The sequence below is a fragment of the Pannonibacter sp. CBAS1226 genome, from assembly GCF_055685825.1.
The window spans coordinates 284,107-304,541 of the sequence record NZ_JBVOUO010000005.1; the positions used below are offsets into that span (position 1 = coordinate 284,107).

Genomic DNA, 20,435 nt, shown 5'->3' on the forward strand with positions numbered 1-20,435 from the left:
TCAATAGCCCGATTGTGAACAGCCTGACACCAACAGATTGACAGCCCGTGAAGCCAGTTGAGGGCCCTGTATCATACGAAAGACTATTTGCTGCACCGCTGTTGTCGCAGTGCAGCATGAAAATAGAGGGAAATCCTATTTTGCTTAAGGACTTATTGCCGGAGAGTTGAAGCCCCTCGGCGGGGCTGTCCCGGCGGCAGGCGCGGGGCTTTACGCCGCCAGATCCGCCACGACTGCGTCCAGCACGAAAAAGCCGTCGCGGGTGGCGCGGACACGGGTCTCGTCCAGCTTCTCGACCATGCCGTGCTCCAAAAGGTCGTTGAGGCGGCGCGGGTCGATGGAGCGGCCGGACAGCCGCTCGTAGCGGCGCATGTCGACGCCCTCGATCAGCCGCAAGCCCATCAGCAGATATTCATCGCCCTGCTCTTCGTCACTCAGCGGCAGGTCTTCCACCATGCCGTGGCCACGCTCCTCCACATGGGCAAGCCATGTTTCCGGGTGCCGCTCGATGGCGGTGGCGCGCTTGGTGGCGCCCAGCGACAGGCGGCCATGGGCACCCGGGCCGACGCCGACATAATCGCCGTAGCGCCAGTAGACGAGGTTATGGCGGCATTCCGCGCCCGGGCGGGCGTGGTTCGACACTTCATAGGCCGGAAGGCCGAGATCGGCGGTCAGATCCTGCGTCAGCTCATAGAATTCGGCGCCCAGATCCGGGTCCGGTACGATCAGCTTGCCCGCCTGATAGAGGTTGAAGAAGGGCGTGCCTTCCTCGATGGTCAGCTGATACAGCGACAGGTGATCGGCGGCGAGCTTCACCGCCTGGCGCAGCTCCGCCTCCCAGCCGGTCACCGTCTGGCCGGGCCGGGCATAGATGAGGTCGAAGGACAGGCGCGGGAAGGTTTCGCGGGCAATCTCGATGGCCTGCAACGCCCCGGCCACGTCATGCAGACGGCCCAGCTGGCGCAGGTCCTGATCATTGAGCGCCTGTACGCCCAGCGACACACGGTTGACGCCCGCCGCCCGGTAGCCCCGGAAACGTTCCGCCTCGACGCTGGAGGGGTTTGCCTCCAGCGAGATTTCCACGTCCGTATCAATCGCCCAGTGCCGGGCAATCGCCTCCAGAATGCGCTCCACCGTGCGCGGCAGCATCAGCGATGGTGTGCCGCCGCCGAAGAAGATCGACTGCACCGTCCGGTTCGGCGTCCAGGCAGCAAAATGCGCCAGCTCCCGCTCGAAAGCCGCAACAAAGCGGTCCTGATCGACCGGCTGGTGCCGGACGTGGGAATTGAAGTCGCAATAGGGGCACTTGGCCGCGCAGAAGGGCCAGTGCACATAGATGCCGAAGCCGCCGTCCGGGGTGGTGGTCATTCTTGCTCCAGGCAGGCCTTCGAAAAGGTCACAAAGGCGCGGGCGCGATGCGACAGGGCGGGTGTGGTCGCCGACCAGCCGTGCTTTTCCGCCGAAGTCATCTCGCCGAAGGTGCGCTCGTGGCCATCGGGCTGGAACATCGGGTCATAGCCGAAGCCCTGCAGCCCGCGCGGCGGCCACACGATCTGGCCTTCCACTTCGCCGCGGAAGAATTCCACATGGCCATCGGGCCAGGCAAGGCACAGCACGGCGACGAAGGACCCGCGCCGGGCCTCCGCCGTCACGGCACCGGCCTGCTGCAGCTTTTCTTCCACATTGCGCATGGCCATGGAGAAATCTTTCTCCGGACCAGCCCAGCGGGCGGAATAGATGCCGGGATCGCCATTGAGCGCGGCCACGCAGAAGCCGCTGTCATCGGCCAGCGACGGCAGGCCGGAGGCCTCGGCCGCTGCGCGGGCCTTCAGCTCCGCATTGGCCTCGAAGGTGGTGCCGGTTTCTTCCGGCTCCGGCAGATCCAGCTCGCCGGCAGAAACCACATCAAAGCCATAGGGGCCCAGCAGCTCGCGGATTTCGCGCAGCTTTCCGGCGTTGTGGGTGGCCACGACCAGACGGCCCGGCTCCAGCTTGCGGTGTGCCATGGGGTGCCTCACAGGATGGACATCTTCTGCAGGTCGATCAGGCGGCCGATGCCGCTGCGGGCGAGATCCAGCAGGGCCTTGAACTCTTCCTCGGAGAAGGGTGCGCCTTCCGCCGTGCCCTGGATCTCGACAATGCCGCCAGTGCCGGTCAGCACGAAGTTGGCGTCGGTCTCGGCAGCCGAATCTTCCTCATAATCGAGGTCCAGCACCGGGTTGCCCTTGTAGATGCCGCAGGAAATGGCGGCCACATGGTCCTTCAGCACCGGCTTCTTGACGATCTCGCGGGCGCGCATCCATTCGATGCAGTCATGCAGGGCCACCCATGCGCCGGTGATGGCAGCCGTGCGGGTGCCGCCGTCGGCCTGGATCACGTCGCAGTCGATGGAAATCTGGTTTTCGCCGAGGGCTTCCAGATCGACCACGGCGCGCAGCGAGCGGCCGATGAGGCGCTGGATTTCCTGCGTGCGGCCCGACTGCTTGCCGGAGGAGGCCTCGCGGCGCATGCGCGTGCCGGTGGCGCGCGGCAGCATGCCGTATTCGGCCGTCACCCAGCCCTTGTTCTGGCCGCGCAGCCAGGAGGGAACGCGCTCTTCCAGGCTGGCGGTGCACAGGACGTGCGTGTCACCGAACTTCACCAGGCAGGAGCCTTCGGCGTGCTTGGACACACCACGCTCCAGAGTGACGGACCGCAGCTCACCGGCGGCGCGTTTGGACGGACGCATATCTGGCTCCTGACTTGAAAATGGCCGGTGCGGCGCACTGGCCCACAGATCTTTCCGCGCTTGTAGCCCTGAGACCCGAGAGCCGTAAAGGCCTGCTTGCACTCTGCGGCCATTTTGGTCCTATATCTTGCAGAAGAGCCGTGAATTGCCAGAAGCTGGCAGAGCACGAAACCCGGCAGAGGATGAGGTTGGATACGTGAGCCTGACCGATCTGGACAAGCGGTCCCGCGAGATTTTCCGCTCCATCGTCGAGACCTATCTGGACACCGGCGAGCCGGTCGGCTCGCGCAATGTGGCGCGCGGCCTCGGCATGTCGCTGTCACCGGCTTCCGTGCGCAACGTGATGGCCGATCTGGAGCATCTGGGGCTGCTCTATTCCCCGCACACCAGCGCCGGGCGCCTGCCCACCGAAACGGGCCTGCGCTTCTTCATCGATGCGCTGCTGGAGGTGGGGGACCTTTCACAGGAGGAGCGCGAGCGCATCGACGTTCAGGTGCGCGCCTCCAGCCACACCAAGGGCACGATGGAACATGTGCTGACGGAGGCGAGCCAGCTTCTGTCGGGGCTTTCCAGCGGCGCGGGCGTGGTGCTGACCCATAAGCAGGATGTGCGCCTGCGCCAGATTGAGTTCATCCGCATCGAGCCGCTGAAGGCCCTCGCCGTTCTGGTGGGGGAAGATGGCTCGGTGGAGAACCGCATCATCGACCTGCCCGCCGGCCTGCCGCAGTCGGCGCTGATCGAGGCGGGCAACTATCTCAATGCCCAGATCCAGGGCCGCACCCTGTCGGATGTGCGCCGCGAACTGGAGCGCCTGCGCGAGGCCAACCAGGCCGAACTGGACAGCCTCACCCAGAAGATCGTCGAGGCCGGTCTTGCGGTCTGGGCCGGGGAGGGCGGCGAAAGCGACACGCTGATCGTGCGCGGCCAGTCCAACCTGCTCACCGATGTGGATGTGGCGGAGGATCTGGAGCGGGTGCGCCTGCTGTTCGACGATCTTGAAAACAAGCGCGACCTCATCCAGCTGCTCGGGCTTGCCGAAAAGGGCGACGGGGTGCGCATCTTCATCGGTTCGGAGAACAAGCTGTTCTCGCTGTCCGGCTCGTCGCTGGTGGTCTCGCCCTACCGGGACCGGGAGCAGCGCATCGTCGGCGTTCTGGGCGTCATCGGCCCCACCCGCCTCAACTATGCCCGTGTGATCCCGATGGTGGATTACACGGCCCGCCTCGTCAGCCGCATGCTCGGCTGACGGGCTTTTCAGACACAGACAGGATCCGTCATGTTTTCTCCCGCAGAGCTGGAGCGCTATGCCCGTCACATCGTGCTGAAGGAGGTGGGCGGGCCGGGCCAGCAGAAGCTGAAGGCCGCGCGCGTGCTTGTCATCGGCGCGGGCGGGCTCGGCGCGCCGGTGCTGCAATATCTTGCGGCGGCGGGTGTGGGCACGCTGGGCATCGCCGATGACGACACGGTGTCGCTCTCCAATCTGCAGCGGCAGGTGATCCATGACACGGAGCATCTGGGCGAGCCGAAAGTGTCGAGCGCGGCCGAAGCGATTGCCCGGCTCAACCCCAATGTGACCGTGGAGCCGCATCCGGTGCGGCTCGCGGGCCACAATGCCATGCAGCTGGTCCAGCGCTATGATCTCGTCATCGACGGATCAGACAATTTCGCCACGCGCTATCTGGTGTCCGATGCCTGTTTCTTTGCCCGCAAGCCGCTGGTGACGGCTGCCGTGGGGCGCTTCGACACCACCATCACCCTGCTGAAGCCCCATGAAACCGGCGCGGATGGCACGCCCAACCCGACCTACCGCTGCCTCTTCCCGAAGCGGCCGGCGGAGGGCCATCTGCCCACCTGCGCCGAGGCCGGCGTTCTGGGGGCGCTGACGGGTCTTGCCGGGACGCTGCAGGCGCTGGAGGCCATCAAGGAGATCACCGGCATCGGCACAGGCCTGACCGGGCGGCTGCTGATGATCGACACGCTGGCCATGCGCTTCGAGACCATCAACTACCGCCGCTCGCCCGCCAATCCGCTCAACGGTGACAATCCGAAGACCTGGGCGGAGCTGCTGGAAGAGGCGCACTGATCCTTGAAAAGCAAAGGCCGCAGCCCGGAGGGTCTGCGGCCTGAAGCTGTCTTGAAGACTGCGCCGGATCAGTTCGGAACCGGAGCCGCTTCCTGGTTCGCCATGTTCTGGCGGTAGAGCTGGGCGAAGTCGATCGGGTCCAGCATCAGCGGCGGGAAGCCGCCGTTGCGGGTCGCATCGGCCAGGATCTGGCGTGCAAACGGGAAGAGCATGCGCGGGCACTCGATCATGACGAAGGGGTGCAGGTGCTCGTTCGGTACGCCGTTGATGCGGAACAGGCCGCCATAGACCAGCTCCACGTTGAACATCACCATGTTCGGGCGCTCGGCCTTGGCGCTCAGCGACAGGACCACATCGAAATGACCATCGGCGACCGGCTGGGCGCTGACGTTCACCGAGATGTCGAGCTTCGGCTGTTCGCCTTGCTGCAGCGAGCGCGGCGCGTTCGGGTTCTCGAAGGACAGGTCCTTGATGTACTGGGCCAGGATGCTGAGGCCCGGTGCTTCGCCGCCCTGTGCATCGCTGCCCTGCGCCGCGGCGCCACCTTCGTTGATGTCCGTCATCTGTCTCGTATCCGTCTTTCAGTTTCAGGCCCGGCAGAATGCTCCGGGCCATCAAGCGGCAAGCCGGTGCCCGCTCGTCGGTCGCAGAACACCATCTGGACTGGCTGGCTAGCACGCGAACACCTGTTCACACAAGAGGCCAGGGCATACAAGAGGTGAGGGCACACAAGAGGAGAGGACTTGCCACGGCACGGATTTCGGCTCAGTTAGAAGCCATGAGCAACCCAGTTGAATCCGGTTTCATCCTTTCCCACCGCAGGCTCAGCCTGGATACGCTGGTGCGCCTGCGCTGGCTGGCGGTTGCGGGCCAGACCGTGGCCCTGCTCGTGGTGCAGCTGGGGCTGGGCTATCCGGTGCCTTCCGCGCCTGCCTTTGCGCTGGTCGCCTGTTCGGCCTGGCTCAATGTGTTCCTGAAGATCCGCTCCCCTTCCGCCAAACGCCTGCCGGACTGGGCGGCGGCCGGGCAGCTGGCCTATGACATCCTGCAGATGAGCGGCCTGCTGTTCCTGACCGGCGGCCTTGGCAATCCCTTCGCCTTCCTGCTGCTGGCGCCGGTGATGGTGTCGGCCACCGGCCTGTCGGGCCGCTTGACGCTGATGCTGGGCCTGCTGGTGACGGTCTGCGCCACGCTGCTGGCTTTCCTCCACCTGCCGCTGCCCTGGCCGGAGCCGCATGTCTTCTCGCTGCCGGATGTCTATTCGGTGGGCGTCTGGGTGGCGCTTGTCTCCTCCCTCGCCTTCATGGCCGTCTATGCCTTCCGCGTGGCCGTGGAAGCGCGCCAGCTGGCTGATGCGCTTGCCGCCAGCGAGCTGGTTCTGGCGCGCGAGCAGCATCTCAATGCCCTCGATGGTCTTGCCGCTGCCGCCGCCCACGAGCTGGGCACGCCGCTGGCAACGATTTTCCTGACGGCCAAGGAGCTCTCGCGGGAATTTGATGAGGGGGATCCGCGCCGCGAGGATGTGGTGCTGATCCGCGCTCAGGCCGAGCGCTGCCGCGATATCCTGCGCCAGCTGACGACCCTGTCGAGCGACAAGGACCAGCTGTTCCAGCGCATGCCCATGTCGCAGCTGATCGAGGAAGTGGTGGAGCCGCACCGCGGCTTCGGCATCGACATCAAGGTGGGTTTCGCCGGCAAGGAGCCGGAGCCGGTGGGCGTGCGCAATCCGGCGATCCGCTATGGCCTCGGCAATCTCCTTGAAAACGCGGTGGATTTTGCAGCCTCCGCCGTTCAGGTGAAAACCTCCTGGGATCACCGGACCGTCCGGATCGAGATCCGCGATGACGGTCCCGGCTTTACCCCGGACGTTTTGTCGCGGATCGGCGAGCCCTACATCTCCTCCCGTGCCTCCCGTTCCCAGACCGGCGGTGGCCTGGGACTTGGCTTTTTCATTGCGAAAACCCTGCTGGAACGGACCGGCGCGCGGCTCATGCTGGAGAACCGCCCGGCCCCCGAAACAGGGGCTGTCGTGCGTATTTCCTGGCCCCGCAGCAGCATTGAAGGCGCCACGGATATGGACCCGGCCGCGGTTTCTGGCCATATAAAGGACACTATTCACGAGCGAGGGGCTCCGTGAGCGGCCAGACACCATGCTGGCAGCGGAGCTGATCACGTCTGTAAATACAGGACGGCACCCATGAGTGACACAGAGCTTCGCAAGATCGAGGCGGAAGACAAGAGTCTGCTGCTTGTTGATGACGACAAGGCCTTCAACCAGCGCCTTGCCCGCGCCATGGAAAAGCGCGGGTTCGAGGTGGAAACAGCGGAAAGCGTGCGTGAGGCCATCGCCAAGGTGGGGGCCCGTGCTCCGGCCTTTGCCGTGGTCGACATGCGCCTTGAAGATGGCAGCGGCCTTGACGTGATCGAGGCGATCCGCGAAAGCCGCCCCGACGCCCGCGCCGTCATCCTCACCGGCTACGGCAACATCGCCACGGCGGTGACGGCGGTGAAGCTCGGCGCCATCGACTATCTCTCCAAGCCCGCCGATGCGGATGAGGTTTTTGCCGCGCTGACCCGTGAAGGCGACGAGAAGGCCGTTCCGCCGGAAAACCCCATGTCCGCCGACCGCGTCCGCTGGGAGCACATCCAGCGCGTCTATGAAATGTGCGAGCGCAACGTCTCGGAAACGGCGCGCCGGCTCAACATGCACCGGCGCACGCTGCAGCGGATTTTGGCCAAGCGCGCCCCGCGCTGATGTGAGACCGTGCGGCGCATGAGCAATTTCAAGGCATGATGCGTCAGCATCCCGGAGCCTTGCTGTAAGCCGGGCCGCCAGCCTCGCACCAGATGCAATTGATAGCGCTGGGGCACTTCCGGCGCTTTGGGTGCGGGCCTCAAATGAGCAAAATCCCGCCCCAAGTGTTTGCGATATTGCCGTGAGTGGCCCGGCAAGGCTAAAAGCGGCTCGCGCCGGGCTTGTCCCGGACGGGTGCAAACGCATGAAGATGAGGGACGACATGGGGTGGATGTTCAGCGGCGGTGCCCGGGGTGCGACGGCCGGACTTCTGACGCTTCTGGCGGCCACGTTCCCTGCGCAGCCCGTCTTCGCCCAGAGCTTGCCGGAGCAGATCCGGGTGCAGGTCGTTCCGGCCGAGCCGGGCATCCGCTCCATTCTGGTCAACAAGCGTTACCGCCCGATCATCTCCCGCGGCATTGAAGGCGCCGTGGTCGAGACTGTGACGGGCGCCGTTGATCCGTCCACGGTCGGCTGTCAGGTCGAGCTTGAAATCACGCTGGAGAACAGCCGCGTCCTGCGCGAGAGCGCCGATATCTGTGCCTCCGGTGGCGCGGTGACGGTGGATGTGAAGCGGGAGGTTGGCGGCCGTCCGCGCGTCGTCGGCGGTGCAGGTGTCACTCCGGCGCCGGCCAGCCCCTCGGGCTCGTCCTCCTCCTCGCAGCCCGCTCAGAGCCAGAGCACGCAGACCCCGGCCGCAACGGCTCCGGCGGCGCAGGCGCCCCAGACACAGCCGCAGACACAAACCCAGACTCAGCCGCAGGTCCAGACGACGCCGCAAACGCAGGCCCAGCCGCAAACCCAGAGCGAGCCCCAGAGTGAGTCCCGGCCGCAAGTTCAGGCTCCGGTTCAGCAGAGCCAGCCGGCACCGCTGCCGCCGCTGGACAGCCCCGTCCAGCCGGCCGCGCCAGTGGAGCGGGAATGGACGGTCACCGGCACCGAGCTTGGCTCGACCCAGGCTCAGCTCGTGCATGGCTCGGCGCAAGGCGCAGATGCCGATTTCATTGCCCGCTGCACGCCGCAGTCCGGCTTCATTACCGTCAGCGTGCCCCAGACCGCCGCTCCGGTCTATCAGGGCAGCCCCGTCTCCGTGGCGCTGAAGTCGGAAGAGTTCTACACGGGCTATGATGCCACCGGTTCCGATGCGAACAACCCGCAAGGGCGCCCCCTGCCGGAGTTCACCGTGGCCGCCACCGATCCTGTCTGGGATGTGATGGCGCGCAAATCCGTGCTGGAGGTGATTGTCGAGGGGGCCGTCACGCCGGTGTCCCTGAAGGGCAGTGCCCGCTCGGTGCGCCTGTTTGCCGCCGCTTGCGCCTTGCCGGACCAGATCGTGGACCCCAATTCCAACCCGGCCATGGCGGGCGGCATGGGAGATCTGGCTTGCGCTGAACTTGGCGGGATCCGCTCGCTCGACGGCGGCTTCCGCGGCCGCATGCTGTTCCGCAACGCCCGGGGCGGACCCATTGATGTGTTCTGGATCGATTATTCCGGCATCCAGCAGTTCTATGCGCGCCTTGAGCCGGGGCAGGTGCTGGATCAGGAATCCATCATCTCGAATGCCTGGCTCGTCACGACCGATGTGGGCCAGTGCCTCGGCATTTACATCAGCCGCGAGCCGCAGCAGACCGTGGTGATCGGACAGTCGAATGCAGGCCCCATACCCGGTCAGCAAGGCCTGCCGCAGGGGGCCTTCACCCCCGCGCCGCCCGTGCAGCCCATGCAGCCGCAGGCTCCGGGCATGCTGCTGCCGCCCGCGCCCATCGGCAATGTCAGCACCACGAACTATGTCTGCACCGCCGGTATCGACCTGCAGGTCGTCTATGACACCGCCCGGGGCGTTGCCATGGTGACCGAGTTCGGGCAGGTCTCCGTCACGCTGCCGCGCGTCAATGGCGGGACAGGCTTCCGCTATGAATCAAACGGCTATGTCCTGCAGGGCCAGCGGGACAACGTCACCTGGTCCCGCCCGGGTCTTTACGACGTCTTCTGTGGGCGGGGTTGAGGCAAAGGACGGACTGGCGTCCTGAAAAATGTTGTTTCACCGGGCGAAGGGTCTGTTCTTCATCGCAAGGACTGCAATTATCAATAATTAATTAGGTAAAACCCCTTACTCCCTTTGAGCTGATACTATCGGCCAGAGGGTGGGTTGAATGTCGTTTTCCCGTATGCCGCTGATCTGGAAGTTCAGTCTTCCGGTTATCGCGGGTTTCCTGTTTACGCTTGTTGTCGGCTTTGTTGGCCTGAGTTCGTTGAAAGAGGCAATGCTGGAAGAGCGCCTCAACTCGGTCCGCCATCTCAGTCAGTCCGCACTGACAATTGCCAAGAGCTTCCATGAGCGCGCCCAGCGTGGCGAGATGACCGAAGAGGCGGCCAAGGCTGCGGCAAAGGACGCAATCGGCGCGATGCGCTACGAGGGCGACAACTACGTTTTTATCTTCCAGTATAACGGCGATACCATTGCCCATGCCCGCGCCTCGCTGGTTGGCACCAACATGCTCGGCATGACCGATGAGAACGGGACCCGCGTCATCGCTGGCCTGATCGATGTGGCCAAGAGCGGCGGCGGCGCCTTCCGCTATCTCTGGCCCCGTGCAAGCGGTGATGAGCCGTTGCCGAAGTGGAGCTGGGCGGAAGGCTTTGCCCCCTGGCAGTGGATGATCGGCACCGGCGTTTACATCGATGATCTGGATGGCGCCTTCTGGCGGCAGGCCTATGTGGACATTGGCCTGATCTCGCTCGGTGCACTGCTGTCGCTCGGGCTGGCCGGTCTGGCGATCCGCAACATCCGGGGCCCCATCGCCAGCCTGACCCGCAACATGCGCCTGCTGGCCGGCGGCGAAGCCAGCGTGACGATTGAAGGCACCGGACGGGGTGACGAGATTGGGCAGATGGCTGACGCGATGCTTGTCTTCGTCCGGAACGAGCAGGCCCGCAAGACGCTCGAAGATGAGCAGCGGAGCGCACAGGAAGCCGCCGCACGCCGTGGTGAGGAGGTTCAGCAGCTCAGTGCCGAGTTCGACGGGCAGATCACCGCTCTGATGAGTGTGATCGAGGACTCCGTCCGCAAGCTTCAGGCCGCATCCGTCGAGATGACCGAGGGCGCCGAGCTGACCTCCCGCCAGACCGGGACAGTGACGGCAGCTTCCGAACAGGCGGCCCGCAACGTGGAAACGGTGGCCGCCGCCGCAGAGGAGCTTTCGGCATCGGTCGCGGAAATCCGCCGCCAGGTTTCGGCCTCGACACAGATCGCTGCCAGGGCTGCCTCCGAAGCAACCGCCACAAACACCCGCATGCACGGCCTGTCTGAAGCTGCCGGGCGGATTGGCGAGGTGGTCACCCTCATTCAGGCGATTGCCGAGCAGACCAATCTTCTCGCCCTCAATGCCACCATCGAGGCAGCGCGTGCCGGGGAGGCCGGCCGCGGCTTTGCGGTTGTGGCCGCCGAAGTGAAGGAACTGGCGACCCAGACTTCCAAGGCAACGGAAGAGATCTCGAGCCAGATTTCGGCTATTCAATCGGAAACGGGCAAGGCAGCGGATGCCATTTCCTCAGTCACCGCCATCATCCAGCAGATGAACGAGATTGCTGCGTCCATTGCAGCTTCCGTCGAACAGCAGGGCGCGGCGACGGGCGAGATTGCCCGCAATGCCAACGAGGCCTCGCGCGGCACCATTGAGGTGACCTCCAGCATCAGCGCGGTCAATGATGCAGCGGCCTCAACCCGCACGACTGCCGGAACCGTGGATGCCTCTGCCCGCCAGCTGGAAAGCAATGCAGGCGACCTGCGCCAGCAGGTGTCGCGTTTCCTTCAGGACATGCGCCAGCGTGCGGCCTGACGTAAAATAGCCTCATACCAATGCTCAATGAGCTTGACTCATCGAGCATTGGTTAAGCCCATGCGGTGCTTGAACCTTTTCAAGGGGTGATGCGTCAGCATCGCAAGCCTTGCCATGTCCGGGGTCAGTTCCAAGAACATCCCATGGTCTGGCGTCAGATACGCCGCAGGGCGACTTTTGAAATCCGGTGATTGGCATCCTTGGTCAGGATCAGGTCGGCGCGCGGGCGCGTCGGCAGGATGTTTTCCTGCAAATTCAGCAGGTTGATGTTGGTCCAGATGGTCTTGGCCGTGGTCAGGGCTTCCTCATCCGTGATCCGCGAGTAGCGGTGGAAATAGGAGCCGGGATCGCGGAAGGCGGTTTCACGCAGGTGCATGAAGCGCTCCACGTACCAGGTCTCCAGAATGTCCTCCGGCGCGTCGATATAGACCGAGAAATCGAAGAAATCCGAGACGAAGGGCACGGCACGGCCATCCTTGGGCAGCTCCCGCGTCTGCAGCACATTCAGGCCCTCGACGATGAGGATATCCGGCTGGTCGATGGTGACCGAGTGGCCGGGCATCACATCGTAATAGAAGTGGGAATAGAGCGGCGCCCGCACGTTGCGCTTGCCCGCCTTGATGTCGGACAGAAAGGTCAGCAGCGCCGTGCGGTCAAAGCTCTCGGGAAAGCCCTTGCGCTGCATCAGGCCCTCGGCTTCCAGCACCGCATTGGGGAAGAGGAAGCCATCGGTGGTGACCAGATCCACCTTCGGGCTTGCCGGCCAGCGGGCGAGCAGGGCGCGCAGGATGCGCGAGGTGGTGGACTTGCCCACCGCCACGGAGCCTGCAACGCCGATGATGAAGGGCGTCTTGCTCTCCGCCACGCCGAGGAAGCGCTTCGTTGCCTGATGCAGGATCAGCGTCGCTTCGGCGTAATAGGCCAGAAGCCGCGACAGCGGCAGATAGATGCTCTCCACCTGCGCCATGGAAATGGGGTCGTTCAGCGCCCGCAGCTCGCTCACCTCGGCAGAGGTCAGCGTCATGGGCGTATCGGCGCGCAGCCGCGACCATTCGTTTTCCGTGAAGACCCTGTACGGCGACAGGTCCATGGTTTCGGGGCGGATGACAGTCTGGTCCATGGGCGGCTCTGTCCCGGTTGTTCCAAGGGATTGCACGCGGGCCTTTCCGGTCCGGATGCTGTGTCTCAAGGCATCCGCGATGCCGGCGCATCACGCCTTGAAAGGCTCAGGCGCCGCACGGGCGTCAGCTTGCAGGCCGCGAGGCTTTTTCCTCAAGGCCGGTCTGCCCGGTGCGTGCGGCCAGTTCCGCCATGACCTCGTCAAGGCTCACATCGCAGACTTTCAGCACCACCATGAGATGATACAGAATATCCGCCGCCTCACCCTTGAGGCCATCCCTGTCGCCCTGCACGGCGGCAATCGCGGCCTCCACGGCTTCCTCGCCCAGTTTCTGGGCGCATTTGCCGATGCCCTTGCCCACCAGCTTGCGGGTGTAGGACATGTCGTCATCGCTTGCCGCACGGGCCGCTACGATGGCTTCCAGATCGGCCAGAGTGAATGCAGTCATCAGAGCAGTCTTTTCCCGTAACAGGTGAAACTTACACCGGATTTCGGCCGAAATCAGGTATCCATTCGCATAGGTATCCCAGCGGCAGCCATGTGGGTTTTTGCCTCACCGATGCTGTAGGTGCCGAAGTGGAAGATCGAGGCGGCCAGAACGGCCGTCGCATGGCCGTCGCGCACGCCCTCTACCAGGTGGTCGAGCGTGCCGACGCCGCCCGAGGCAATCACCGGCACCGGCACCGCATCGGCAATCGCCCGCGTCAGGGCAATATTGTAGCCGGACTTGGTGCCGTCCCGGTCCATGGAGGTGACCAGCAGCTCGCCCGCACCCAGCTCCACCACTTTCCGTGCGAACTCGACGGCGTCGATGCCGGTGGCGTTGCGCCCGCCATGGGTGAAGATCTCGAAGCGCGGCGCTTCACCTTCCGCATTCACCTGCTTGGCGTCGATGGAGACGACGATGCACTGGGCTCCGAATTTCTCGGCAGCCTCGCGCACGAAATCCGGATTGCTGACCGCCGCCGTGTTGATCGACACCTTGTCGGCGCCCGCGATCAGCAGCTTGCGGATATCCTCCACCGTGCGCACGCCGCCGCCGACGGTGACGGGCATGAAGCAGGCCTCCGCCGTGCGCCGCACCACGTCGAAGATCGTGTCCCGGCCCTCATGGCTGGCGGTGATGTCGAGGAAGCACAGCTCGTCGGCGCCAGCGGCATCATAGGCCTTTGCCGCCTCCACCGGGTCTCCGGCATCCACCAGATCAACGAAGTTGACGCCCTTGACGACACGGCCGTCCTTGACGTCGAGACAGGGAATGATGCGGGCCTTGAGGGTCATGCCTTGGTCTCCCTTGCCGCCCGGATCAGGGCCATGGCTTCGGCCGGGTCGAGGCGGCCGTCGTAGAGGGCGCGGCCGGAGATGGCGCCTTCCAGGATGGCGCAGTCCGGCTGCAGCAGGCGCTTGATGTCCTCGATGGAGGCAAGCCCCCCCGAGGCGATGACGGGAATGGACACGGCAGCGGCCAGTTCCAGCGTCGAGGGGATGTTGAGCCCCTTCAGCACGCCGTCCCGGTCGATATCCGTGTAGATGATGGCCGAAACGCCGGCATCCTCGAAGCGTCTGGCAAGGTCCACGGCGGTGAGCTCGGAGGTTTCCGCCCAGCCTTCCACCGCCACATGGCCACCCTTGGCGTCGATGCCGACAGCGACCTTGCCGGGGAACTTGCGGCAGGCCTCGCGCACCAGCTCCGGGTCGCGCACCGCGACGGTGCCGAGAATGACGCGGGTGATGCCCTTGGCCAGCCAGCTTTCGATATGGGCAAGCGTGCGGATGCCGCCGCCCAGCTGCACCGGGTTTTTCGTTGCGCCGAGAATGGCTTCCACCGCCGCGCCGTTGACGCTTTCCCCGGCAAAGGCGCCGTTGAGGTCAACCACGTGCAGATATTCAAAGCCCTGATCTTCAAAGGCCTTGGCCTGCGCCGCCGGATTGTCGTTGAAGACGGTGGCCTGGTCCATGTCGCCCAGCTTCAGGCGCACGCACTGGCCGTCCTTGAGGTCGATGGCGGGAAAAAGGATCATGGCAATGTCTCTCTTGCGGCGCCTGCCGCGCTGTAATCGTGCTTCAGACGGGAAAGCCGGGTCTCAGGGCTTCCAGTCAAGGAAGTTGGCAATGAGGCCAAGGCCGAGCCGCTGGCTCTTTTCCGGGTGAAACTGGGTGCCCACCATCGTGTCGCGCGCCACCATCGCGGTGAAGGTGCCGGCATAGTCGAAGGTGGCCAGCCGGTCTTCCGGGCGGGCGCAGGCGAAATGGAACGAATGGACGAAATAGGCATGCAGCCCGTCCGGCCCGGTATCCAGTCCCTTGAGCACGGGGTGCGTGTCAGGATGCACGCTGATCGTGTTCCAGCCCATGTGCGGGATCTTCAGCGACGGATCAGCCGGCTTCATCGCCGTGACATCGCCGTCGATCCAGCCGAGGCCTTCCACCGTCTGGAACTCCAGCCCGCGGGAGGCCATCAGCTGCATGCCGACGCAGATGCCCAGGAAGGGCTTGGCCTTGCGGCGCACGCTTTCCTCCAGCGCCTCACGCATGCCCTCGACGGCTTCAAGCCCGCGCCGGCAATCGGCAAAGGCGCCGACGCCCGGCAGGACGATGCGGTCCGCCTTCAGCACCTGGTCCGGATCGGAGGTGACGATCACATCCGGCACCTTCGCATGGTCGCGGGCGGCGCGTTCGAAGGCCTTGGCAGCCGAGCGCAGGTTGCCCGAGCCATAGTCAATGATGGCGACAGTCATCTTGCACTTTCTCCTGCAAAACCGGAGCCGGACAGCGTCAGGCCGATCACCTGCTCACGGCCAAAGCGCGGCACGAAGCCCTGCGGCTGCGGGGCAGCGGGTGTGTCCACCGGGCGCGGGGCCGGGCGGTAGGCGTTGAAGAAGCGCAGCTCGGCCTCTTCTCTGTCCTGCCCCGTGACAACACCGGCAAAGATCCAGCCCTTGCGCTCCAGCGACCAGCGCCGCAGGTTGCCGCTTTCAAGGCCGATGAGAATGCCGGTCAGGAAGGCCAGAACGCCGGGGATCGACTGGCTGAAATTCTGCGCAATCAGCTCCAGCACCAGCGAAACGGTGAGATAGGCCAGAAACGGCAGCCACAGCCGGTGCACCAGCATCCAGATGCCGGTGAAGACCAGCGCCGGTGTGGAGAAACCGTCGCGGACGAAAACCGCCTTTTGCGCCATGGCGGGCGTCAGTTCACGCCCCTCCGCCTCCGGCGGCAGCATGACCATATATGAGCTCATTGTCCTGCCTCCTCAGCCGCCCAGCTGGCCCTTGGTGGTGGGCACGCGGCCCGCCTGGCGCGGATCGATCTCGATGGCCTTGCGCAGCGAGCGTGCCACGGCCTTGAAACAGGTTTCCGCGATATGGTGGCAGTTGCTGCCATAGATGTTGGCGACATGCAGGGTGATGCCCGCATTCATGGCGAAGGCGCGGAAGAACTCCTCGAACAGTTCCGTGTCGAACTCGCCCACCTTGTCGCGGGAGAACTCCACCTGCCAGACGAGGAAGGGCCGGCCGGACACATCCAGCGCGCAGCGCGTCAGTGCCTCGTCCATGGCCAGATGCGTGTCGGCATAGCGGGTGATGCCGGACATGGACCCCAGCGCCTGAGACAGGGCCTGCCCCAGGGCGATGCCGGTGTCCTCCACCGTGTGGTGGAAGTCGATATGGGCGTCGCCCTCGGCGCGCACCTTGATGTCGATCAGCGAATGGCGCGCAAGCTGTTCCAGCATATGGTCGAAGAAGCCGACCCCCGTCGCCACGTCATAGGCGCCGGTGCCATCGAGGTTGATCTCGACGTCAATGCGGGTTTCCTTGGTGTTGCGCGAGATTGCCGCTGTGCGCATCTGTCATCCTTCCATCGGCCAGCCTTACTACCTGCCTGGCGAAACCGCGCCGTTTTAGCAGGCGGTGCCACGCATTGAAACACAAATGGGCAATCTGGCCAGAGACTTCTTTGCCAGATCATGGAGGCCGGGGAAACGCTGCGGTTCTGGCGTTGCAGCAGCTGGCCTGCTAGGAAGCGGCAACGCCTCACCTCCCGATGAAAGGAAACCCGGATGGCCGCCTCCAGCCGTTTTGCCCCCAAGTCCGCCACTCACCGCCTGATGCTGCCGCTGGATGTACCCACGGTTGAGGAGGCGCGGGCGCTGATTGCGGCGACGAAGGGCGCCGTCGGGGTCTACAAGATCGGCATGGAGCTGCAGTTCGCAGGCGGGCTGAGGCTCGCCGAAGAGCTGGCGGGCGAGGGCATCGAGGTGTTCCTCGACGTGAAGCTGCTCGACATCGACAACACCATTGCCAGCGCCGTGCGCAACATTGCCCGCATGGGCGTGCGCTTCGTCACGCTGCATGCCTATCCGCGCACCATGCGCGCCGCCGTTGCCGCCTTGCAGGAGACGGATGCCAAGGACCTCTGCCTGCTCGGCGTGACGGTTCTGACCTCCATGGACGAGGAGGATCTGGTCGCAGCCGGGTATCGCGGGCCGGTGGCGGGCCTTGTCGAGGCGCGCGCCGGGGATGCGCGGGCGGCCGGCATGGGCGGCATCGTCTGCTCGCCGCTGGAAGCGGGCCTCGTGCGCCAGGCCGTGGGCAGTGAACTTGTGGTGGTGACGCCGGGCGTGCGGCCCGCCGGCAGCGACAAGGGCGACCAGAAGCGCGTGATGACGCCGGGCGATGCCATCCGTGCCGGGTCCGACTATCTCGTCATCGGCCGCCCCATCAGCCGCGCCCCCGACCCCCGCTGCGCGGCAGAGGCCATCGTCGCGGAGATCGAAGCGGCGCTGTGAGGCTGGGCCGTTCCAGCCTTCTGAAACGGGCTGTGAGGATGACGGGAAGGCCTCTCCGCCCTTGAGCTACTGCATGCACACATCATGCCCGAAGCAGAATACAGATCAGGGAAAGCCTGAAGTTTGATCACTCTGGCACGGCGTTTCAGCCCCCCTCCCCCTCGTGGGGAGGGGTGAGGGGTGGGGGGAAAGGCCTCTCCGTCTGGCGGAGTGTCCATTGATCATGGTCGGTTTCGCTTCCTGATGACTCATCAGAAAAAGATCTATTTTTCAAAATCTTGCAGGCTCATACCCCCCCCCACCCCTTACCCCTCCCCACCAGGGGGAGGGGGGCGGACAGGCCCAGCCACAGAAAAGATGCATCACTGCGGGTGGTGTCTGAGCCTGATGTGTGAATCCGGTAGCCCTCAAGGGGCAGAGAGGACTTGGTGCCTGCCAGATACGCAGAGCAGTCACTGCCAAATTCGCAAGGGGTGAACTTCTGAGAGACTGAGCCGGCGGCCTGAACACCCGCCCCTTACGCGGCTTTTCCGAACCGGTAGTAGGACATGGACAGGGTGCCGTATTCGTAGGTGCGGTGAAGCAGCTCGCCCTTGGCGCCCTTGCCGCCAGCACCGAGCGCAAAGAATACGGGCAGAAGGTGCTCCTCCCTCGGGTGCGCCATCCGGAAGCCGGGGGCGGCGTCGAGATCAGTGATCCGCTCCGCCTCACCGGTGAGAAGCCCTGCATCCAGCCAGGCATCAAAGGCCGTGGCCCAGTCCGGCGCCGGGCTGCCCTGCGGCAAGATCTGGCGCAGGTTGTGGGTTGTGCTGCCGGTGGCGATGATCAGCACGCCGCTGTCCTGCAGCCCGCTCAGCGCCGCGCCCAGCTCCAGGAGCTCCTGCGGGCCGTAGCTCAGCGGCAGGGAGAGGGCGACGACCGGAATATCCGCCTGCGGATAGGCGAGATAAAGCGGCACCCAGGCGCCGTGATCCAGCCCCCAGCTGGGGTCGATCTGCGCCTCGATGCCTGCGGCACTCAGCTTGTCCATCACCTCGCCTACGACACCTTCCGGCGCGCTGGCCGGATACTGGATCTCGAACAGGGCACGCGGAAAGCCGCCGAAATCATGGATGGTGCGCAGCGGCCCGGGGGCGGAAACCCGGAGGCCCTCTGTCTCCCAGTGGGGCGACAGCACCACGATGGCGCGCGGGCGCGGCAGGCTGGGCCCCAGTTCCTTCAGAAACCGGTGCGCGGCGCTGTCCGCAATCGCCAGCATGGGCGAGCCATGGGCCAGAAACAGCGGTTCAAATCCTGTGGCAGACATGTGATCCCTCCAAAGGACACAGGGGTGTCGATCTTGGGTCTGAGAATAGGAATGTTTCCGGCGTGAATAAAGAGGCGCAAATGCGACGGATCGTTCACACGGGAGAAACAGAAGCCGTGCCCCCCGTCCGGCGCCCTGCCGCATGACCTGTTGACCGCAGGCCGCAAGGCTTGCGCTGGGCCGCCAATGCTGACAGCAAGAGGGCCGTATTTCCTTCAAGGAGAATTGCCATGCCCGTTCCTGCTTCCGTCACCGTTGAACTGCTGCGCCTTGAGCATGGCGCAGACCTGCCGCTGCCCGCCTATCAGAGCGCCGATGCGGCCGGGTTTGATCTGATGGCAGCGGTGAGCGAAGATCTGGTGCTGCAGCCGGGCAAGAGGGCGATGGTGCCGACCGGCCTTGCCATGGCCATCCCGCGCGGCTTCGAAGGCCAGGTCCGCCCCCGCTCCGGCCTTGCCGCCAAGAACGGCATCACGGTTCTCAACTCCCCCGGCACGGTGGATGCGGATTATCGCGGCGAGGTGAAGGTCATCCTGATCAACCACGGCGACGAGCCCTTCACCATCACCCGCGGGTTGCGCATCGCCCAGATGATCATCGCCCCGGCCATGCAAGCCGCCCTGACCGAAGTCACCACCCTCGACGCCACCCAGCGCGGCGCTGGCGGGTTTGGGTCGACTGGGGTTGGGTGATTGGGTTTTTGCAGGGCGGGGGAAGGGCGAAGCAGGTGGTTTCAGAGGCCCGCTTCTCAGGTTGAGAGGGGAACTCCCGCCTGAGGCGCAGTGTTGATATTGGGCACAAGGAAAAGGCCGACTCCTTCTGCCACAAGGCCCCATTGAGAAAGGGGGATTACCAACCTAATTCGCGCTCTATGTCGTGGCATGCCGCAGCAATATCAGATTTAACCATCTGATATTGCTCTGAAATTTGCTCTTGGCTTTTGTTTGCGAGGAAAAAGAGCTTATCTGAGACGGCGACAATCGTACGTACGAGTGCCGTCTGTGGATCCAATTGATTCGCTCGAATCCACCGGTCAATTGCCTTGGAGGATAAACCAAACAAATCCTCGACGGGCCAAGGGTTTCTATTGATAATATTCAGCAATTGGCGTTGAGCGGAAATTCGGTTGTTAAATTCATGCTCCATATCCAGGTGCCCTTACTTTTGACAAGAGATGAACCATCCATTTTTCTATAGTAGTGAAGTGTCTTATGGCGAGTTCGACCTCGGCGTCCGTTACCCCGGCACCTTTACCGCGAGTACATAGAATACGAGAACGTTCAAGTATCTTATAGGCATCCTCAGGTATCGCCAAACTGGATGCGCCGATACGGATTGCAGCACGTCTAGAAAAATCGGGCTTATCCAGAAAGCCAAGGGAGAAACACGTAGCGAAGTTCCGGATGGCAAGAAAAATCATCGAGAGATCGAACACCCTTGTGGCCCTGCCATTCGCTATGGACGATCGAGCTTCGAGGAACAACGCCTGAAACTTCTCACAATCACGTGCACATGCATCATACCGCGTTGGTCGGCCGAGTTCGACTAAGATGTTAGTTCCATCCGAAGAATGCAGCATTCGGGACTCTAGAAAGAGGTGCCATGCAAACGGATTCCCCTCAACCCAGATTTCTTGGATGCGTTGGCGTGAGTATATCGAATAGTCGTCTGGATCAAACCGGTCATCGAACCCGTCTACGATGGCTAATAGGTCGATATCTGAGTCCGGCCCAATATCTCCGCGGCAAACCGACCCGAATGCGTATATGTGCATTG

Annotated in this window: 22 protein-coding genes; 8 read left to right on the forward strand and 14 right to left on the reverse strand. The window is 64.1% G+C overall.

The window, feature by feature from the left end; genetic code table 11:
- Positions 1 to 210: 210 nt before the first annotated feature.
- The 3 genes from hemW to rph are packed head-to-tail and all read right to left on the reverse strand — an operon-like array spanning position 211 to position 2,728.
- Positions 211 to 1,368 (reverse strand): radical SAM family heme chaperone HemW, encoded by a 1,158-nt coding sequence (gene hemW / locus AC0CMF_RS16015; RefSeq protein ID WP_019964187.1) that lies wholly within the window; start codon positions 1,366 to 1,368, stop codon positions 211 to 213.
- Positions 1,365 to 2,006: an RdgB/HAM1 family non-canonical purine NTP pyrophosphatase gene (gene rdgB / locus AC0CMF_RS16020; protein ID WP_019964186.1), complete on the reverse strand. Its 642-nt coding sequence runs from the start codon at positions 2,004 to 2,006 to the stop codon at positions 1,365 to 1,367. Before rdgB ends, hemW begins: the two co-directional genes overlap by 4 nt.
- An 8-nt stretch (positions 2,007 to 2,014) precedes the next feature.
- The gene (gene rph / locus AC0CMF_RS16025; protein WP_122522363.1) at positions 2,015 to 2,728 is read right to left on the reverse strand and encodes a ribonuclease PH; all 714 of its coding nucleotides are present in this window, start codon (positions 2,726 to 2,728) and stop codon (positions 2,015 to 2,017) included.
- A 196-nt stretch (positions 2,729 to 2,924) separates the two neighbouring features.
- On the opposite strand from rph, the gene hrcA reads away from it, so the two are divergent.
- Entirely contained in the window at positions 2,925 to 3,974 is a 1,050-nt protein-coding gene (hrcA, locus tag AC0CMF_RS16030; RefSeq protein WP_186391455.1) for a heat-inducible transcriptional repressor HrcA, read from the forward strand.
- Positions 3,975 to 4,004: 30 nt separating this feature from the next.
- Entirely contained in the window at positions 4,005 to 4,811 is an 807-nt protein-coding gene (locus AC0CMF_RS16035) for a HesA/MoeB/ThiF family protein (protein WP_374630040.1), read from the forward strand.
- Positions 4,812 to 4,879: 68 nt separating this feature from the next.
- Here AC0CMF_RS16035 and secB read toward each other — a convergent pair whose 3' ends face one another.
- A complete protein-coding gene (secB, locus tag AC0CMF_RS16040; RefSeq protein WP_050473564.1) occupies positions 4,880 to 5,374 on the reverse strand; it encodes a protein-export chaperone SecB in 495 nt (164 codons plus the stop codon).
- Between the two features lie 215 nt (positions 5,375 to 5,589).
- On the opposite strand from secB, the gene AC0CMF_RS16045 reads away from it, so the two are divergent.
- The 4 genes from AC0CMF_RS16045 (at position 5,590) to AC0CMF_RS16060 (ending at position 11,444) form a co-directional block, all read left to right on the forward strand.
- Positions 5,590 to 6,948: an ActS/PrrB/RegB family redox-sensitive histidine kinase gene (locus tag AC0CMF_RS16045; RefSeq protein ID WP_058898195.1), complete on the forward strand. Its 1,359-nt coding sequence runs from the start codon at positions 5,590 to 5,592 to the stop codon at positions 6,946 to 6,948.
- A gap of 60 nt (positions 6,949 to 7,008) precedes the next feature.
- Positions 7,009 to 7,566 carry an ActR/PrrA/RegA family redox response regulator transcription factor gene (locus AC0CMF_RS16050; RefSeq protein ID WP_050473562.1) on the forward strand — a complete coding sequence of 186 codons (558 nt, stop codon included), beginning with the start codon at positions 7,009 to 7,011 and terminating at the stop codon, positions 7,564 to 7,566.
- A 244-nt stretch (positions 7,567 to 7,810) separates the two neighbouring features.
- Complete coding sequence (locus tag AC0CMF_RS16055) at positions 7,811 to 9,610, forward strand: hypothetical protein (protein WP_374630041.1); 1,800 nt, start codon at positions 7,811 to 7,813, stop codon at positions 9,608 to 9,610.
- Positions 9,611 to 9,758: 148 nt separating this feature from the next.
- Complete coding sequence (locus AC0CMF_RS16060; RefSeq protein ID WP_374630042.1) at positions 9,759 to 11,444, forward strand: methyl-accepting chemotaxis protein; 1,686 nt, start codon at positions 9,759 to 9,761, stop codon at positions 11,442 to 11,444.
- Between the two features lie 154 nt (positions 11,445 to 11,598).
- On the opposite strand, the gene coaA is transcribed toward AC0CMF_RS16060, so the two are convergent.
- From coaA to hisB, 7 genes are all read right to left on the reverse strand, one after another.
- Complete coding sequence (coaA, locus tag AC0CMF_RS16065; protein ID WP_050473560.1) at positions 11,599 to 12,564, reverse strand: type I pantothenate kinase; 966 nt, start codon at positions 12,562 to 12,564, stop codon at positions 11,599 to 11,601.
- A gap of 124 nt (positions 12,565 to 12,688) precedes the next feature.
- Positions 12,689 to 13,012 (reverse strand): phosphoribosyl-ATP diphosphatase, encoded by a 324-nt coding sequence (locus AC0CMF_RS16070; RefSeq protein WP_094462661.1) that lies wholly within the window; start codon positions 13,010 to 13,012, stop codon positions 12,689 to 12,691.
- Between the two features lie 53 nt (positions 13,013 to 13,065).
- On the reverse strand, positions 13,066 to 13,845 hold the full coding sequence (gene hisF / locus AC0CMF_RS16075) for an imidazole glycerol phosphate synthase subunit HisF (protein WP_058898198.1): 780 nt from the start codon (positions 13,843 to 13,845) through the stop codon (positions 13,066 to 13,068).
- Positions 13,842 to 14,585 (reverse strand): 1-(5-phosphoribosyl)-5-[(5-phosphoribosylamino)methylideneamino]imidazole-4-carboxamide isomerase, encoded by a 744-nt coding sequence (gene hisA, locus AC0CMF_RS16080; protein WP_374630043.1) that lies wholly within the window; start codon positions 14,583 to 14,585, stop codon positions 13,842 to 13,844. The genes hisF and hisA overlap by 4 nt, the downstream gene beginning before the upstream one ends.
- 63 nt (positions 14,586 to 14,648) lie before the next feature.
- A complete protein-coding gene (gene hisH, locus AC0CMF_RS16085) occupies positions 14,649 to 15,302 on the reverse strand; it encodes an imidazole glycerol phosphate synthase subunit HisH (RefSeq protein ID WP_374630044.1) in 654 nt (217 codons plus the stop codon).
- Positions 15,299 to 15,805 carry a DUF2628 domain-containing protein gene (locus AC0CMF_RS16090; RefSeq protein ID WP_374630045.1) on the reverse strand — a complete coding sequence of 169 codons (507 nt, stop codon included), beginning with the start codon at positions 15,803 to 15,805 and terminating at the stop codon, positions 15,299 to 15,301. Before AC0CMF_RS16090 ends, hisH begins: the two co-directional genes overlap by 4 nt.
- A gap of 12 nt (positions 15,806 to 15,817) precedes the next feature.
- The gene (gene hisB / locus AC0CMF_RS16095; protein ID WP_374630046.1) at positions 15,818 to 16,411 is read right to left on the reverse strand and encodes an imidazoleglycerol-phosphate dehydratase HisB; all 594 of its coding nucleotides are present in this window, start codon (positions 16,409 to 16,411) and stop codon (positions 15,818 to 15,820) included.
- A 213-nt stretch (positions 16,412 to 16,624) separates the two neighbouring features.
- Here hisB and pyrF point away from each other — a divergent pair, with 213 nt between their 5' ends.
- Positions 16,625 to 17,353, forward strand: coding sequence for an orotidine-5'-phosphate decarboxylase (gene pyrF / locus AC0CMF_RS16100; protein ID WP_374630047.1), 729 nt, complete (start codon positions 16,625 to 16,627; stop codon positions 17,351 to 17,353).
- A gap of 517 nt (positions 17,354 to 17,870) precedes the next feature.
- Here pyrF and AC0CMF_RS16105 read toward each other — a convergent pair.
- Positions 17,871 to 18,659, reverse strand: coding sequence for a dioxygenase family protein (locus AC0CMF_RS16105; protein WP_374630048.1), 789 nt, complete (start codon positions 18,657 to 18,659; stop codon positions 17,871 to 17,873).
- Positions 18,660 to 18,889: 230 nt separating this feature from the next.
- Between AC0CMF_RS16105 and dut the strand changes: the two genes are divergently transcribed.
- Positions 18,890 to 19,351, forward strand: coding sequence for a dUTP diphosphatase (gene dut / locus AC0CMF_RS16110; protein WP_374630049.1), 462 nt, complete (start codon positions 18,890 to 18,892; stop codon positions 19,349 to 19,351).
- Positions 19,352 to 19,508: 157 nt separating this feature from the next.
- On the opposite strand, the gene AC0CMF_RS16115 is transcribed toward dut, so the two are convergent.
- A complete protein-coding gene (locus tag AC0CMF_RS16115; RefSeq protein ID WP_374630050.1) occupies positions 19,509 to 19,805 on the reverse strand; it encodes a hypothetical protein in 297 nt (98 codons plus the stop codon).
- Complete coding sequence (locus tag AC0CMF_RS16120) at positions 19,795 to 20,433, reverse strand: nucleotidyltransferase domain-containing protein (RefSeq protein ID WP_374630051.1); 639 nt, start codon at positions 20,431 to 20,433, stop codon at positions 19,795 to 19,797. Before AC0CMF_RS16120 ends, AC0CMF_RS16115 begins: the two co-directional genes overlap by 11 nt.
- Positions 20,434 to 20,435 lie beyond the last annotated feature (2 nt).

Coding starts and splice junctions, on each gene's coding strand:
- hemW (WP_019964187.1), bottom strand. CDS start 1,368: ATGACCACCACCCCGGACGGCGGCTTCGGCATCTATGTGCACTGGCCC.
- rdgB (WP_019964186.1), bottom strand. CDS start 2,006: ATGGCACACCGCAAGCTGGAGCCGGGCCGTCTGGTCGTGGCCACCCAC.
- rph (WP_122522363.1), bottom strand. CDS start 2,728: ATGCGTCCGTCCAAACGCGCCGCCGGTGAGCTGCGGTCCGTCACTCTG.
- AC0CMF_RS16035 (WP_374630040.1), top strand. CDS start 4,005: ATGTTTTCTCCCGCAGAGCTGGAGCGCTATGCCCGTCACATCGTGCTG.
- secB (WP_050473564.1), bottom strand. CDS start 5,374: ATGACGGACATCAACGAAGGTGGCGCCGCGGCGCAGGGCAGCGATGCA.
- AC0CMF_RS16045 (WP_058898195.1), top strand. CDS start 5,590: ATGAGCAACCCAGTTGAATCCGGTTTCATCCTTTCCCACCGCAGGCTC.
- AC0CMF_RS16050 (WP_050473562.1), top strand. CDS start 7,009: ATGAGTGACACAGAGCTTCGCAAGATCGAGGCGGAAGACAAGAGTCTG.
- AC0CMF_RS16055 (WP_374630041.1), top strand. CDS start 7,811: ATGAAGATGAGGGACGACATGGGGTGGATGTTCAGCGGCGGTGCCCGG.
- AC0CMF_RS16060 (WP_374630042.1), top strand. CDS start 9,759: ATGTCGTTTTCCCGTATGCCGCTGATCTGGAAGTTCAGTCTTCCGGTT.
- coaA (WP_050473560.1), bottom strand. CDS start 12,564: ATGGACCAGACTGTCATCCGCCCCGAAACCATGGACCTGTCGCCGTAC.
- AC0CMF_RS16070 (WP_094462661.1), bottom strand. CDS start 13,012: ATGACTGCATTCACTCTGGCCGATCTGGAAGCCATCGTAGCGGCCCGT.
- hisF (WP_058898198.1), bottom strand. CDS start 13,845: ATGACCCTCAAGGCCCGCATCATTCCCTGTCTCGACGTCAAGGACGGC.
- hisA (WP_374630043.1), bottom strand. CDS start 14,585: ATGATCCTTTTTCCCGCCATCGACCTCAAGGACGGCCAGTGCGTGCGC.
- hisH (WP_374630044.1), bottom strand. CDS start 15,302: ATGACTGTCGCCATCATTGACTATGGCTCGGGCAACCTGCGCTCGGCT.
- AC0CMF_RS16090 (WP_374630045.1), bottom strand. CDS start 15,805: ATGAGCTCATATATGGTCATGCTGCCGCCGGAGGCGGAGGGGCGTGAA.
- hisB (WP_374630046.1), bottom strand. CDS start 16,411: ATGCGCACAGCGGCAATCTCGCGCAACACCAAGGAAACCCGCATTGAC.
- pyrF (WP_374630047.1), top strand. CDS start 16,625: ATGGCCGCCTCCAGCCGTTTTGCCCCCAAGTCCGCCACTCACCGCCTG.
- AC0CMF_RS16105 (WP_374630048.1), bottom strand. CDS start 18,659: ATGTCTGCCACAGGATTTGAACCGCTGTTTCTGGCCCATGGCTCGCCC.
- dut (WP_374630049.1), top strand. CDS start 18,890: ATGCCCGTTCCTGCTTCCGTCACCGTTGAACTGCTGCGCCTTGAGCAT.
- AC0CMF_RS16115 (WP_374630050.1), bottom strand. CDS start 19,805: ATGGAGCATGAATTTAACAACCGAATTTCCGCTCAACGCCAATTGCTG.
- AC0CMF_RS16120 (WP_374630051.1), bottom strand. CDS start 20,433: ATGCACATATACGCATTCGGGTCGGTTTGCCGCGGAGATATTGGGCCG.